The organism is Paraburkholderia sp. RAU2J (assembly GCF_003634845.1).
GTDB lineage: Bacteria > Pseudomonadota > Gammaproteobacteria > Burkholderiales > Burkholderiaceae > Paraburkholderia > Paraburkholderia fynbosensis.
In genome coordinates, this window is record NZ_RBXG01000002.1 from 2112585 (window position 1) to 2125398 (window position 12814).

The 12814-nt window shown below is 64.2% G+C and carries 16 protein-coding genes; 8 read left to right on the forward strand and 8 right to left on the reverse strand.

All coding sequences use genetic code 11. The annotated features are described in order from the left end of the window. The first annotated feature begins 312 nt into the window (after window positions 1-312). On the forward strand, window positions 313-651 hold the full coding sequence (locus tag B0G69_RS26870) for a BON domain-containing protein (RefSeq protein ID WP_121322603.1): 339 nt from the start codon (window positions 313-315) through the stop codon (window positions 649-651). Window positions 652-867: 216 nt separating this feature from the next. Here the strand turns inward: B0G69_RS26870 and B0G69_RS26875 are convergent, their stop codons facing one another. After that, a complete protein-coding gene (locus B0G69_RS26875) occupies window positions 868-1317 on the reverse strand; it encodes a PA2169 family four-helix-bundle protein (protein WP_121322605.1) in 450 nt (149 codons plus the stop codon). Window positions 1318-1711: 394 nt separating this feature from the next. On the opposite strand from B0G69_RS26875, the gene B0G69_RS26880 reads away from it, so the two are divergent. Then, complete coding sequence (locus B0G69_RS26880) at window positions 1712-1960, forward strand: hypothetical protein (RefSeq protein WP_121322607.1); 249 nt, start codon at window positions 1712-1714, stop codon at window positions 1958-1960. Between the two features lie 162 nt (window positions 1961-2122). Here the strand turns inward: B0G69_RS26880 and B0G69_RS26885 are convergent, their stop codons facing one another. The 5 genes from B0G69_RS26885 to B0G69_RS26905 all read right to left on the reverse strand — a co-directional run bounded on the left by B0G69_RS26885 (window position 2123) and on the right by B0G69_RS26905 (window position 4809). Beyond that, complete coding sequence (locus tag B0G69_RS26885; protein WP_121322610.1) at window positions 2123-2704, reverse strand: hypothetical protein; 582 nt, start codon at window positions 2702-2704, stop codon at window positions 2123-2125. Between the two features lie 47 nt (window positions 2705-2751). After that, window positions 2752-3096 (reverse strand): DUF1488 domain-containing protein, encoded by a 345-nt coding sequence (locus tag B0G69_RS26890; protein WP_121322612.1) that lies wholly within the window; start codon window positions 3094-3096, stop codon window positions 2752-2754. Then, window positions 3093-3656: a DUF4142 domain-containing protein gene (locus B0G69_RS26895; RefSeq protein ID WP_121322614.1), complete on the reverse strand. Its 564-nt coding sequence runs from the start codon at window positions 3654-3656 to the stop codon at window positions 3093-3095. Before B0G69_RS26895 ends, B0G69_RS26890 begins: the two co-directional genes overlap by 4 nt. 97 nt (window positions 3657-3753) lie before the next feature. After that, window positions 3754-4305, reverse strand: a complete 552-nt coding sequence (locus B0G69_RS26900) for a type 1 glutamine amidotransferase domain-containing protein (RefSeq protein WP_121322616.1) — start codon at window positions 4303-4305, stop codon at window positions 3754-3756. A gap of 162 nt (window positions 4306-4467) precedes the next feature. Next, window positions 4468-4809: a chemotaxis protein gene (locus tag B0G69_RS26905; RefSeq protein ID WP_121323908.1), complete on the reverse strand. Its 342-nt coding sequence runs from the start codon at window positions 4807-4809 to the stop codon at window positions 4468-4470. A gap of 257 nt (window positions 4810-5066) precedes the next feature. On the opposite strand from B0G69_RS26905, the gene B0G69_RS26910 reads away from it, so the two are divergent. From B0G69_RS26910 to B0G69_RS26930, 5 genes are all read left to right on the forward strand, one after another. Next, window positions 5067-6290 (forward strand): DNA topoisomerase IB, encoded by a 1224-nt coding sequence (locus tag B0G69_RS26910; protein ID WP_241991479.1) that lies wholly within the window; start codon window positions 5067-5069, stop codon window positions 6288-6290. 232 nt (window positions 6291-6522) lie between these two features. Then, window positions 6523-7029 (forward strand): PRC-barrel domain-containing protein, encoded by a 507-nt coding sequence (locus B0G69_RS26915; RefSeq protein WP_121322620.1) that lies wholly within the window; start codon window positions 6523-6525, stop codon window positions 7027-7029. Window positions 7030-7228: 199 nt separating this feature from the next. Beyond that, entirely contained in the window at window positions 7229-7636 is a 408-nt protein-coding gene (locus B0G69_RS26920) for a DUF3175 domain-containing protein (protein WP_121322622.1), read from the forward strand. 93 nt (window positions 7637-7729) lie between these two features. Beyond that, on the forward strand, window positions 7730-9049 hold the full coding sequence (locus B0G69_RS26925) for a cation:proton antiporter (RefSeq protein WP_121322623.1): 1320 nt from the start codon (window positions 7730-7732) through the stop codon (window positions 9047-9049). 103 nt (window positions 9050-9152) lie between these two features. Further along, entirely contained in the window at window positions 9153-9725 is a 573-nt protein-coding gene (locus tag B0G69_RS26930; protein ID WP_121322625.1) for an FUSC family protein, read from the forward strand. Here the strand turns inward: B0G69_RS26930 and B0G69_RS26935 are convergent. Beyond that, window positions 9722-10798, reverse strand: a complete 1077-nt coding sequence (locus tag B0G69_RS26935; protein WP_121322627.1) for a cupin domain-containing protein — start codon at window positions 10796-10798, stop codon at window positions 9722-9724. The genes B0G69_RS26930 and B0G69_RS26935 overlap by 4 nt on opposite strands. Before the next feature lie 117 nt (window positions 10799-10915). Here B0G69_RS26935 and B0G69_RS26940 point away from each other — a divergent pair, with 117 nt between their 5' ends. After that, window positions 10916-11284 carry a carboxymuconolactone decarboxylase family protein gene (locus B0G69_RS26940; RefSeq protein ID WP_121322629.1) on the forward strand — a complete coding sequence of 123 codons (369 nt, stop codon included), beginning with the start codon at window positions 10916-10918 and terminating at the stop codon, window positions 11282-11284. A 173-nt stretch (window positions 11285-11457) separates the two neighbouring features. Here B0G69_RS26940 and B0G69_RS26945 read toward each other — a convergent pair whose 3' ends face one another. Then, the gene (locus B0G69_RS26945) at window positions 11458-12507 is read right to left on the reverse strand and encodes an aldo/keto reductase (RefSeq protein WP_121323909.1); all 1050 of its coding nucleotides are present in this window, start codon (window positions 12505-12507) and stop codon (window positions 11458-11460) included. Window positions 12508-12814 lie beyond the last annotated feature (307 nt).

Below are 12814 nucleotides of genomic sequence, written 5' to 3' on the forward strand. Positions count from 1 at the left end.
AAGCACGGACTACGCCTGTCATCTTCCCTATTCATCAGCCTAAATGCATGTGCGGCAACGGCTTTCCCGCTCGGGAGCCGTGTGCATCGCGCCCCGGGCACACCACTTGCGAATCAGCCTCTGTGGACGGACGTTGGCTCTTTGCATGCAAGCACGCTCTCGCAACGCATGCATGGACCTTCGCCCGGTGTCGATAACGGGCCCTGACGGAACCGTAGCGGCAACGACCCCACGCGAGTCATCGGCGGTTCCGGCCGCGATCGACCGCAGGCAACAAGACCGCAATTTTCATCAACACCCGAAGGAGAAACCATGAAGACGATCCAGTTTCTGAAGACCGCCGGCAGCATCGCTTGTGTTGCATTCGCCCTGAACGCTACCGCGCAAACTCCCGCGTCGGCACCGGCTGCCGCGTCCGAATCCATGGGCCAGCACATCGACGATACGGCCATCACCACCAAGGCCAAGGCTGATCTGCTGGCCGCGAAAAACGTCAAGTCGACCCATATCCATGTGAAGACCCGCAAAGGCGTGGTGTCGCTGACGGGTTCGGTGCCTTCGGCCGAGGACAAGGCCGCCGCCGAAGAAGTCGTGCAAGCCGTGAAGGGCGTGTCGAGCGTGAAGAACCACCTGAAGGTCGCTGCCGAATAAGATCGGTCGCGAGGCGAGGAGCATGCCGGTTGCGGCCGGCATCTGCTTGCAGGACTTCAGCACGCAGCATGAAAAAAGCCGTCCGCGATTCAGATCGCAGACGGCTTAATTATTGGCCGGCTCCGTTTGCCCTCGTTCGCCAGTTTTTTTGCACTCTTACCTCAGGCACAGGAACAGTGACCGGCGCCCTCGCAGGCGCCGGCCAACTACTGGCTTTTAACGACGGGCCGCATATTGATCGCGCAAATCGCGCACCCGATCATGGTTCTGCAACACGCCTTGGTACTGTCGTTCGACGATCGCACGCACGTCCACCGGCAAATCCTTTTCGAGCGCGTCGTGATAACGCTTCTTCGCAACGTCCTCGCCCTTTTCGCACTCGGCCAGGATTTCGTAATCGCTGCGATGAGTGACTGCCGATTTGACATCGACCCAGCCGCGATGCAGCGCACCGCTCATGCTGCCCCCCGTCTCGGGCTTGCCGCCCAGGCTTTGCACCGCGTCCTGCAACTCGCGCGCGCCGCGCGCGCAGTCGTCGGCACGCGCCAGGAACATCGTCTTCAGTTGCGCGTCGTGCGCATCCTCGGCCGCCTTGCGAAAGCCCTTCTCGCCATCCTTCGACGTTTCGACCAGATCGTTCAGCACGGAAACAACGTTCGTAGCCATTCAATACCTCCGGGTTTCGTTAAACGCAGAATCCGCTGCCGGCCTTCCATGTGGCGCTCGTGCGATGCATCGATCACACGCGGCGACACAGAAGCCCTCAGGCAACGGCGTTCATCCATCTGCTCGCATTCGCCGTGCCCGGCCCTCCATTCACGCGACGCATGGCGCGATGCACGATCACACGTCGCCAAACTTTGCCAGCCACGCGTAAATGTTGCGCGGCACACTGCCCTCTCGCGAGCGCGAAAGTCCCATACGACAGGGCTTTGCTCGATGGCATGACGGTTGCTTCTTCAGGACTCCCCCTGCGTCGCGCAATGCACGTTGACGCCGGGCAAGACTTGCCAAAGGCATTGAAAACAATGGGCAGGCAATAACGACAGGGAGTATCACCATGAAGAAGATCAGAAGCGCGCGATTTTTCGCGGCCGTCGCGATCGTCTCGTCGGCCACCGTCTTGCAGATTCGTGAAGGCCTGCACGCGCACGCAACGTCGCCAACGAATGCGCAGGCGACGCTGTCCTTATGCGGAGCAACGCGTGATGGGCTCATGCCCGCACGCTGTGAATCGACGCGTGGGGAGCGCAAGCTGGAACGCGACATTCAACCGCAACACGATGCGCAGCGGCAACTCTGGGTTTGACGGCAACTGGCTTTAAAAGCTTCGCCCCGGCCACCTCTCATCGCACAAACCGTACGGCTGAATTCCCGAGGTCTCCACCAAAGCGGAATGGCCCGGCAAATGCCGGGCCATTCCGCCTCTATGCTTCACCGCGTCACAAACTACGTGGCGAATTCACCGAACTCACGCATGCTTCTCGCTGTATTCGTTCAGCGGCTCCGGCGTCTTCAACGGATCGAAGTCAGCCCAGCGCCCTTGCTGCCAGCGCCCGCTCGCGCGCTCGATCGCCACGCCTCCCGCTTCACGCAACACCCGCGCGGCGTCGAGCTGATTGTCCGGCGACACGTGGACGGCGACCAGCACGCCTGAGTCGCGCGCCTCTTCATGAAATGCCAGATGATGGCCCGATTTGCCGGTCTCGCGCGTGCGCGCCATCGCGCCGGCCAGCGATCCGACATACGCACCGACGCCGGCCGCGATCAGCGACACGATGAGCGGTGCGGAGAACGCCGCAAAAATCGCCACGCCCACCACCGCCCCGAGCACCGCGCCGATCGTGACACCCATACCCGCGCCTTTGGGTGCGCCTTTCGCACCGGGATCGGTGCCGGTGTCGCCGCCAATCGGATAGCGGGCATGCTGGCCGCGCGGATTGACGAAAAACAGGGTGACGTCTTCTTCGACGAAACCTGCGTTGAAAAGCTTCTGCGCCGCGTTTTCAGCGGTGGGAAAAGTCGTAAAACGCGCTGCGACGATGAGTGACATGAGGCCTCCTTGCATCGTTGAAATGGCGTTCGCGGCCTATGCCGGCACTACGCCGTGGCGCCGCGATCGGGTTCCATGCCTTCGACTCTGAACAGTCCGCTATGCAACACTACGCCTTCACCGTGGTTCTGGTCGAGCGCTTCCGCGCAGACCGAACGGATGCGATGAAGACCTTTGTCGAATGCTGTCATCAAGGTGGCTTCCAACGCGGAATCGGCGCCGAAATGATCTTCCAGTGCTTCGGCGGTGATCGCGCATACCACCGGCTCGCCGTCCACCTGCGCCATGAAGCGCACTGTCAGATTTGCGCCGTCGAAAACCGGTTTGTCGTCCGGAAAAATGATCTGCATAAGGGAGTCCTCATAGGCCGGTCGCGGCAGGATCGCATTCATGACTGACCCTTCATTTCGCCGGCGAGTTGCTGCGCCATCGCGAGGTGATGTTTGATGATCGGCAACGCCTTCGCGGCGGCGGCTTTCAACTGCGCATCGGTGCCACTCTGGCTTTGCCGTTCGAACAGATCGACAGCCCGCTGATGCGCTTCCACACCGATCTGCTCGACGTAGGCCTGATCGAACGCCTTGCCCTTGAGCGACTGCAGTTTGCCGACCAGCGCGGAATCCGCGGACGGCGGCGTGTTGAAGCCCTTCTTCGACACCAGTGCGGCCATGCTGTGCGAGAGCTTCGTATGGTCGGCAATCATCTGCTGCGCAAACTTGCGCACATGCGGATCGTTCGAGTTCTTCAACGCGATCTTGCTTGCGGCAATTTCGGTGGCGTCGGCTGTCGAGGCGTCCTGCACGAACTGTGTGTCCGCCGGCGACAGCTTCGTGCCGCCGACGGGCGCCTCGCTCGCCGGCGCGTCGCTAGCCTGGGCGTGAAGCGCGCCGATGGACGCCACGTTCAACCCCAGCGCGACGGTCATCACTTGTACGGAATACCGGAATTTCATGCATTTTCTCCCTGTGCGCCGAGACATCGGAGCGCGTTGGATCGATGAGGTGTTCGCGTTGCGCGTCCATTCTTTCACGCTTCGCTTCACTCCCACTTTAGGCACCTTTGCGCTTGGAGAGTTGCGCGATCAGCGTCCGGTTGAACGCGGGAAGGTCGTCGGGTTTGCGGCTGGAAATCAGATTGCCGTCCTCGACCACTTCCTGGTCAACCCATGTACCGCCTGCATTGCGGATGTCGTCCTGCAAGCTCGGCCAGCTGGTCACCGTGCGTCCTTTGATGATCCCCGCCGACACCGGCAGCCACGTGCCATGACAAATCACCGCGATGGGCCTTCCGGCGTCGTCGGTCGCTTTGACGAATGCCTGTGCCTGAGGCAGCAGACGGATCGCATCGCCGTTCACCACGCCGCCGGGTAGCACCACCGCGTCGTAGTCGTCGGCGCGCGCCTGATCGAAAGTCGTATCGACCTCGACTGCGTCGCCCTTGTCAACGTGCTTGAAACCCTGAATCTTGCCGGGTTTCACCGAGATGACATGCACCGTTGCGCCCGCTTGCGCGAGCGCGCGTTTCGGCTCGGCCAGTTCCGCCTGTTCGAAGCCGTCCACTGCGAGTACTGCCACCTTGCAACCATTCAGCGTGCTAGCCATGCGTGTTCTCCTTCGTTCGAATGCCGAGCGAGGCGCGTCGTACGACGTGGTCCTGGCACTCGCTATTTCTGTTTCGTTAATTCATCAGCAAAAGCCGTGCCCATGCGTGGGGGCCGGACGGACCACCGCGCAAACGCTCGCCGCTCGCCCGCTGGAAACGCGTCACGGCCCATTGGGATCTTCGTCGAGACCGTCGTCGTCCACGTCTAACGGATCGATAATGCGATCGGGTTCGATGTCGCTATCCGCGTTTAGCGTCGAATCGCCATCGGCTGCGGCGCGCTCGCCAGTGCCGGCGCGATCCGTGTCGCTGCCGAGTTCGGCGTCGCCCGTTTCGAGCGCGTGATTGTCGAGTTCCGAGTCGACGTCGAATACATGACGCTTCGCACCGGCGACATCGCTGCCGCTATCGGACGAATCGCTCGGACCGAGCGCTCCGGTCGTGCCCGAGGTTTCCTTCACCACATGTTGCGGCTCTTCATCAGGGTTCAGCGTGCTGCTCATGGCGCTCTCCTTGGTCAGATTCGTCACGAGGATCATTCCGCAAGGACCGTTCCGCGGGCCCTTCGCGCAGCGCACAACAACGAATATCGGCTCTGTCGTGGGCATCGCCTTTGCTTGTGGCAGACCATCGGCGCCCCGCGCGCCCTCGCTTGAAACTTCTACCTGCAACGATGGCCACTCCAAACAATCCAGTCGCACGCCGTCCAGAAGCGATAAAACCCGCGCAGGGGAGCGCGAAGCCGCCCGCAACCGCGAGCATGCCGCCGGGGCTGCGCTATGCCGACGACGCCAAACCCGGCTACACGCGCAAGCGCGAGAAAGACGGCTTCGTCTACTTCGATGCAAACGGCAAGCGCATCGACGACGAAGACGACATCAAGCGCATCAACGCCCTGGCCATCCCGCCTGCCTATGAAGACGTGTGGATCTGCCCCGATCCGCGCGGCCACATTCAGGCGACCGGACGCGACGCGCGCGGCCGCAAGCAGTACCGCTATCACCCGCGCTGGCGCGAAACGCGCGACGCCGACAAGTACGAGCGGATGGCGGAGTTCGGCCGGGCGCTGCCGAAGATTCGCGCGCGCGTCGCACGCGATCTCAAACTGCCGGGCATGCCGCGCGATAAAGTCATCGCGGCGGTCGTGCAGCTGCTCGATACGACGTTGATCCGCATCGGCAGCGTCGAATACGCGCGCGATAATCGGTCGTACGGATTGACGACGCTGCGCAAGAAGCACGTGAAGATCGAAGCCGGTCAGTTGCGGTTCAAATTTCGTGGCAAGAGCGGCATCGAACACGACGTGACGGTCGACAACCCGCGCGTCAAGCGCATCGTCCGGCGCTGCGCCGAACTGCCCGGCCACGACCTGTTCCAGTATCTCGACGAGGACGGCACGCGCCGCACCGTCGGCTCGGTGGACATCAACGACTATCTGCGCCGCGCGAGCGATGCGGACTTCACCGCGAAGGACTATCGGACGTGGGCTGGCAGCGTCTATGCGCTCGCCACGTTGCGGCGGCTGATCTGCGGTAGCGCGGCAGAAGCGCGCCATCATCTCGTCGCGACGGTCAAGGAGGTGGCGGTGTTGCTTCGCAACACGCCGGCCGTGTGCCGGCGTTGCTACATTCATCCGAGCGTCATCAGCGCGTTCGAGGCGGATGAATTGCAGAGCCTGCCGCCCGGACGCTCGCGGCCCGGATTGAGAGTAGACGAAGCGGCGTTCGCGGCGTTGCTCGCTCAGGCCGAGAAACGTGCGGGCAGGCTGGCGCGTCAGGCTGGAGCGAACGGCCGCAAGCTGCGTGGATCGGCGGTGGCCGACAGCATCGATGGCTCGCTCACGAGTTTGTTGAAAAAGTCGCGCGTGGTGCGCAAGGAAGCGGCTGAGAAGGTGAAGGTGAAGTCCGGGGCACACCCCGCGCGTCGGACTGCGAGCATGCAGCCTGCGGACGATGCGCGCGAAGCGAAGCGGGCGGCTCGCTGAGGATCGTGCGTTTTGATGCGCCACCGTCGAAAGACAGGAACAAGGAAGGCGCGAACTTGCAGCCGCCCAACACATTCCTGCTTTTCTCTGCCGGTCTATCCACCGTCGAAATTATTTCAACCGCGCGCGCAACCTTTACGTGCGGGCTGCACGCGCCCGTTTCGATCTTGCGCGAATCGAAGGAACGCGCGTTGCTCATCCTCAATGCATCCACCATTAGAGGAGTCACATCATGCAAGACCAATCCCAAACCCAGGGCGCCGGCATCGTCGGCAAGGGCCGCTCAACCGCAGAAGGCCCCGGCCCGGACGTGATGGCAGCGGCCACGCTCGACGGCAACAAGGTGATCAGCAGCGATGGCGAGGATATCGGCAAGATCAAGGACATCATGCTCGACGTCGGCTCGGGGCGCGTCGCTTATGCGGTGCTGTCGAGCGGCGGCTTCCTCGGCATCGGCGACAAACTGCTGGCCATTCCATGGCGGGCATTGACGCTCGACACCGACCAGAAGTGCTTCGTGCTGAGCATGACCGCCGAAGGCGTGCGAAACGCCCCGGGCTTCGACAAGGATCACTGGCCGTCGATGGCGGATCAGACCTGGGCCACGTCCGTGCATCAGTACTACGGCAGCGAGCCGTACTGGAGCCGCGATCGTTACGAGCTTCGCGACGATCTTGGCGCCGGCGAGATTCCTCCGGCTTCGTCGGACGCGCCGGAAGCCGGCGGCCTGAAGCTGTAAGCGCGGGCTCGTGCGGCGCGCGTGCAATCGGGTGCCATGCGCCCGGCGTTGCACGCGCCCGCCTCGTCTCACGGCGCCGGCATGCCGCGAGCATGGCTGCCGGCGCGATTCACTGCATACGCTGCGGATCGGGCGAAGACGCGCACGCGTACGACGCCGCGATCCAGGTACTCAAACCGTCCCCACAGAGGCAAAGCTCATGGCCGCCCGCAAAGCCACCAGTAAAACGAAACGCCCGGTCACGCGCGGCAGGTCGGGACGCCCGCCCCGTCAGCGGCATGCCCAGGCGCATGCCGCGCATCGCGCGAAGGCTGCGAAGTCAGGCGCACACAACTCGCGCAAGTGGTCTCATCATGTGATGGAGACCAGCGACGCGATGGATATCGAACACGACATTTTCAAAAGCGGCAGCGCCGAGTCGATCGCGCAGTCGCTCAAGCGTTCGTCGACGCACAGCCGGCGGCGCAAGGGCACGCCATATCAATCGGCGATGTCGATGCTCAACTTCTACATCAATCGCGCCGGCAAGAATCTCCCAAAAACACGCCGCGCGACGTTGCAGCAGGCCAAGCGCAAACTGCGCGAAGCGTTCGGCCGCGCGCCTTGACATAGCGCATCCGCACGCACGCCTCTTTTCAACCGGCCGGCAGCCTGCCTCCGACATCGCGCGGAACACGCCTGCCGGCGCACACGGAAGCTCATGCGCGAAACTTCGTGGTTTCTCATCGTCGGCGCCGTGCTCGTGTTCATGGGCCTGGCGGCAACGACCCTGCGGCGCCTGCCGGTCAGCGCCGCGATGTTCTACCTGGCGATCGGCTACGTGCTCGGGCTGCCCGGCATCGCGCTATTGCGCCTCGATATGGCCGCCGACGCGCATCTGCTGCGCACCATCACCGAAGTCGCGCTGCTGGTCTCGCTGTTCGCGATCGGCTTGCGTCTGCGCCTCGGCGTACTGGAAAGGCTGTGGACCGTGCCGCTGCGCCTCGGCTTCCTTGCGATGCTGGCGACCATTCCCCTGCTCACGCTGTTCGGCGTGTACGTTCTGCATCTCGACTGGGGCCCCGCGCTGCTGCTCGCGTCGATTCTCGCGCCCACCGATCCGGTGCTCGCGCACGACGTGCAGGTCCACAATCCCGGCGATCATGACCTGCTGCGCTTTGCGCTGTCCGGCGAAGGCGGTCTGAACGACGGCATCGCGCTGCCCTTCGCGATGCTCGGCCTCGCGCTCTGCGCGGCGCCCGCCGGTCAGGGCGCCGAGCTGCTGAACCTGAAGCTCGCGGCCGGCATGGTGTGGGGCGTGGCGGGAGCGATCGCGATCGGCGGCGCACTCGGCTGGGCGACCACGCACGCGGTGGCCTGGCTGCGCACACGTCATGCACAGGCGCTCGGTCTCGAAGGCTTTTTCGCGCTCGGTCTGATCGAGCTGTCGTTCGGCGCCGCGCAACTCGCGCACACCTATGGCTTTCTCGCGGTATTCGCCGCGGGCGTCGCGATGCGCCGCGTCGAACATCGCGCGAGCGGTGGTCAGTCGCCGCGTCAAAGGCTCGGCACGGTCGATGCCGAAGACGTCGACGCGACCGCGGCCAATCCGAGCAAAGCGCACGCATATATTACGGAGTCGGTGCTCGGCTTCACGATCGAACTCGAAAGCATCGCCGAGGTGGCCGTGATGGCGATGGTCGGCAACGTGCTCGCAACTCTGCACCCAGCGCTGTTCACCTGGCAGACGGCCGCGTTGTGCGTCGCGCTGTTCGTGATCGTGCGGCCGGTGTCGGTGGAGCTGTCCTTGCTCGGCTCGAGCGCGACGCCCGCGCAGCGGCGTCTGATGAGCTGGTTCGGCATACGCGGCATCGGTTCGTTCTACTACCTTGCGTTCGCGCTCGAACACGGCTCGGCCGACGACGTCATGCCGCTGATGCCGCTCACGCTCGCGGTGATCACGGCGTCGGTGGTGATCCACGGCGTGTCGGCGACGCCGTTGATGAACTGGTATCGCCGGTTGCGCAGCAGCGAGAAGTGATCATGGAAGCGATGGGTTTGATGGCGCGGCGCGATCCGCTCGCCGTGGAACTGGAGTCGCTAGAATACGGGACCTTCATGCCACGGCGAGACGCTCCCCTTCGATGACTCCACCCGACGACTCACGACGCACCGCACGGGCAAGCGCGGCCAACTCGCTGTTCGCTTTCCTCAAGACGCTGCCGCTCGGCGACCGGCTGATCGAAGGCGGCTTCATGGCCGTGCAGGCTGTCGCGGGCGCAAGCCTCGCGTTCGGGATTGGCCGCGCGCTGCATACCGAACAGGCGTTCTGGGCCGCGATTACCGCAATCGCGGTGAGCCAGCATAGTTATATCGACACCCGCAAGCTGTCGCGCGATCAATTTATCGGCGCGATGGTCGGCGGCATCTGCGGTCTCTCCGGCGCATTGCTCGGGCAGGGACACTTCGCCGCCTATGCAGCCACGGTGGCGGCGGCGATCGTGATCTGCTGGATCGTGAATGTAGGCAGCGCGGCGCGGCTGGGCGGCATCACCGCGACCATCATGCTGCTGGTGCCGGGCATGGGGTCCGCGTGGGACACCGCGTTGCTGCGGCTCGGCGAAGTGACGATCGGCACGATCTGCGCCCTGCTGGTCGCCTGGCTGATGGCCCGCATCGAGCAGCGCTGGCTCGGCAATCCCGACGCGCCGCGCTAGCCTTCCTGCCGGTCGCCCTGCGGCTCGCGCGGCTGACGCCGGTAACGGCCCGGCGTCACGCCGACACTCTGCGCAAACGCCTTGCCGAACGCGGCCTCGGACTGATAGCCGACCGCTTCGCCGATCTCCGCCGCGCTGCGTTGGGTGCGCCGCAGCAAATTGCACGCGATGGTCATGCGAATCTGCGTGAGGAAGTCCATCACGGTCACGCCCGCGCGGTCGTTGAAGCGGCGCGCGAAGGTGGCGCGGGACATCGCCGCGAGCTCGCCGAGTTCGGCGATCGTCCATGCCCGTTCGGGCGCGCTCAACATGCCCTGTACCGATGCCCCGAGGCGCGCGTCGCCAAGCAGCGCCAGCACGCCGGCGTTGGCCGCGTTGCGCTCGCCATACACGCGCAGCGCCATCGCGAACAGCGCCTGGCTCAGGGCAGTCACGATCGCGAGCGCGCCCGGCTGACGACGCGACGCTTCATCGCGCATCACGCCGATCACGGCCTGCAATGCACCAAGGGTCGGCGCGCCGCCTAGCGACACATGAAACGGGTCGGGCAGCGCGTTCAGCAGCAACGCGGATGAACCGGGCGCATAGACGAAGCGGCCGCAGAGCAGATCGACGCCGGGGGTTTCGATGGATTGGTCCGCGCTGGTTCGGCGACCCTGGCGGCTGGCGTCGGGTTCGCTGACGGGGGGCTTGTTGCCATCGCGCGTGCGCCGGTTTTTATCGGGCTCGCTGCTGTTTTCGCTATCGCCCGCAGTGCCGCGGCCGTCGTTACGGCGCAAAGGCAACATGCCGTCGTGACCCATCGTCAGCGGCGCGCCGCCGTCCGAGCGCTGCACATCGCGCACGCGATGCGCGGCCCCGCGCGGGAACAGCATGAAATCGCCGGCCTGCAATGGCACTTGCGCGCCCTCGGCGGTCTCGATCAGGCATGCGCCGCCAAGCACCAGATGAAACGGCGCGATGCCCGCTTCCATCGGAGCATGATCGACGTCGAACGCGCCCGAGAGCAGGCAGCGCAGATCGAGGCTGGCTTGCGGCCTCGCAAGGTCGATCAGTCGGCTGAGCGTGTCCATGAGACGTGCGCGCTAAAAGTTGAGCCCGACGAGTATTCAGGATATCGCGGCGCAGCGCAATACTGTGTCCCACGACGCCGGCGCCCGCCGACGCGCAGCACACAAAGGAGCACTGCCATGTTGAACTGGATCGATTACCGCAAAGCACTGTTCGGCCGCATCGGCGAGATTGCGAAACTGTCGCCGGATACCGTGAGAGCGTATCAGACGATGTCGAGCGCCGGTCAGAAAGCCGACCTGCTCGGCGCCAAAACGCGCGAGCTGATTTCGCTCGCGGTGGCGGTCAGCCTGCGTTGTGACGGTTGTATTACCGTGCACACGGCTGAAGCGTTGAAGCACGGTGCGACCCGCGAGGAAATCGCCGAAGCGCTCGGCGTGGCGGTCGCGATGAACGCGGGCGCGACGATGGTGTATTCGGCTCGGACGATGGACGCCGTGGCTGCATACACGGCTGACGCGAATAAGGGAAATGACGCGGCGGGTTGATGAGCGGCGGTACGTGTCGCGAGCCGCGCCGCGCTGGCCGCAGAGTGTTGCGGTCAGCGCGGCGCGCGTCGCGTCGTGTCGTGTCGTGTCGAGGCAGGCTATGCTCGCGTGACGTCAGGCGGCGCACGGCGCGACAACAGATTCGGCCGCGCGCCTTGACACTGGCGCTGCAATCACCCCGCCTGCCGCGTCTGCGCCAATTGCGTACGACGCCCTTCCCCCTGACGCGCCAGCATCCACCCCGGATACTCCGCGGGCAGCACGCTGACCTGATCGAGCTTCGCCAGTTCTTCTGCGCTGAGCGTCACCTTCGTGGCCGCGATGTTGTCATCGAGTTGCTCGACCCGCTTCGCGCCGACGATCACCGAACTCACCACGCGCTGGTGCAGCAGCCACGCGAGCGCGATCTGCGCCACCGACACCTGCTTCGCCGTCGCGATCTCGCGCATCGCGTCGATACAGTCATACGCCCGCTCGCGATTGACCGGCGGAAAATCGAAACTCGTGCGCCGGCTGCCCGCCTCGCCCTGCTGCTCGCGTCCATATTTGCCGCTCAGCAGTCCGCCCGCGAGCGGACTCCATACCATCAGCCCAAGGCCCTCGCTCTGGAGCATCGGCACGAGTTCGCGTTCGAGATCCCGGCCCGCGAGCGTGTAATACGCCTGCAGCGTTTCGAAGCGGGCGAGCCCGAAGCGCTCCGCGATGCCGAGCGCTTTCACGATCTGCCACGCGGCCCAGTTCGACACGCCCACATAACGCACGTGACCGTGCTGCACCAGCGTATCGAGCGCGCGCACGGTCTCTTCGATCGGCGTGGCCGGGTCGAAGCCGTGGATCTGATACAGATCCACGTGATCGAGTTGCAACCGCTTCAAGCTCGCCTTCACGCCGTCGATGATGTGGTAACGCGATGCGCCCCGTGCGTTCGGAAACTCGCCGGTCGGGCCGAAGACTTTGGTCGCCACCACGACCTTGTCGCGCGGCACCTTGAGGTTCTTCAACGCCTGGCCCGTGATCTGTTCGGACAGGCCGTCCGCGTAGACGTCGGCCGTGTCGATGAAATTGATGCCCGCGTCGAGCGCCCGGCCGACCAGCCGTTCCGCGTCGCCTTGCTGCAGATCGCCGATCTGTTTCCAGATGCCGTCGCCGCCGCCGAAGGTCATCGTGCCCAGACACAGTTCTGAAACAAACACACCGGTACGGCCTAGCTGGTTGTATCGCATCATCGAAACTCCATCTTTGTGTTCGTGAAGGGGAGGCGTAGAGAGTACTGCAATTGCCGCGATCGAGCAGAGCGCGCGGCGGACGTTTATGGGCCACACGCAGGCCTCTTTTTTCAAACGGCTTACGATTCGCACGGGGTGATGGAGAAGTAGTCTCATGAGCTTCAGGCATCGATGATGCGTTAAACATGACGCGCCTGAGCCCCCGCTCGATTCGTGCCTTGCAACCGGTCCAAACGGCAAACACGCGACAACCGCGCAGCAGAATTTGCCGGCACATACGCTTGCTGACTCCGGCCCGGCTATC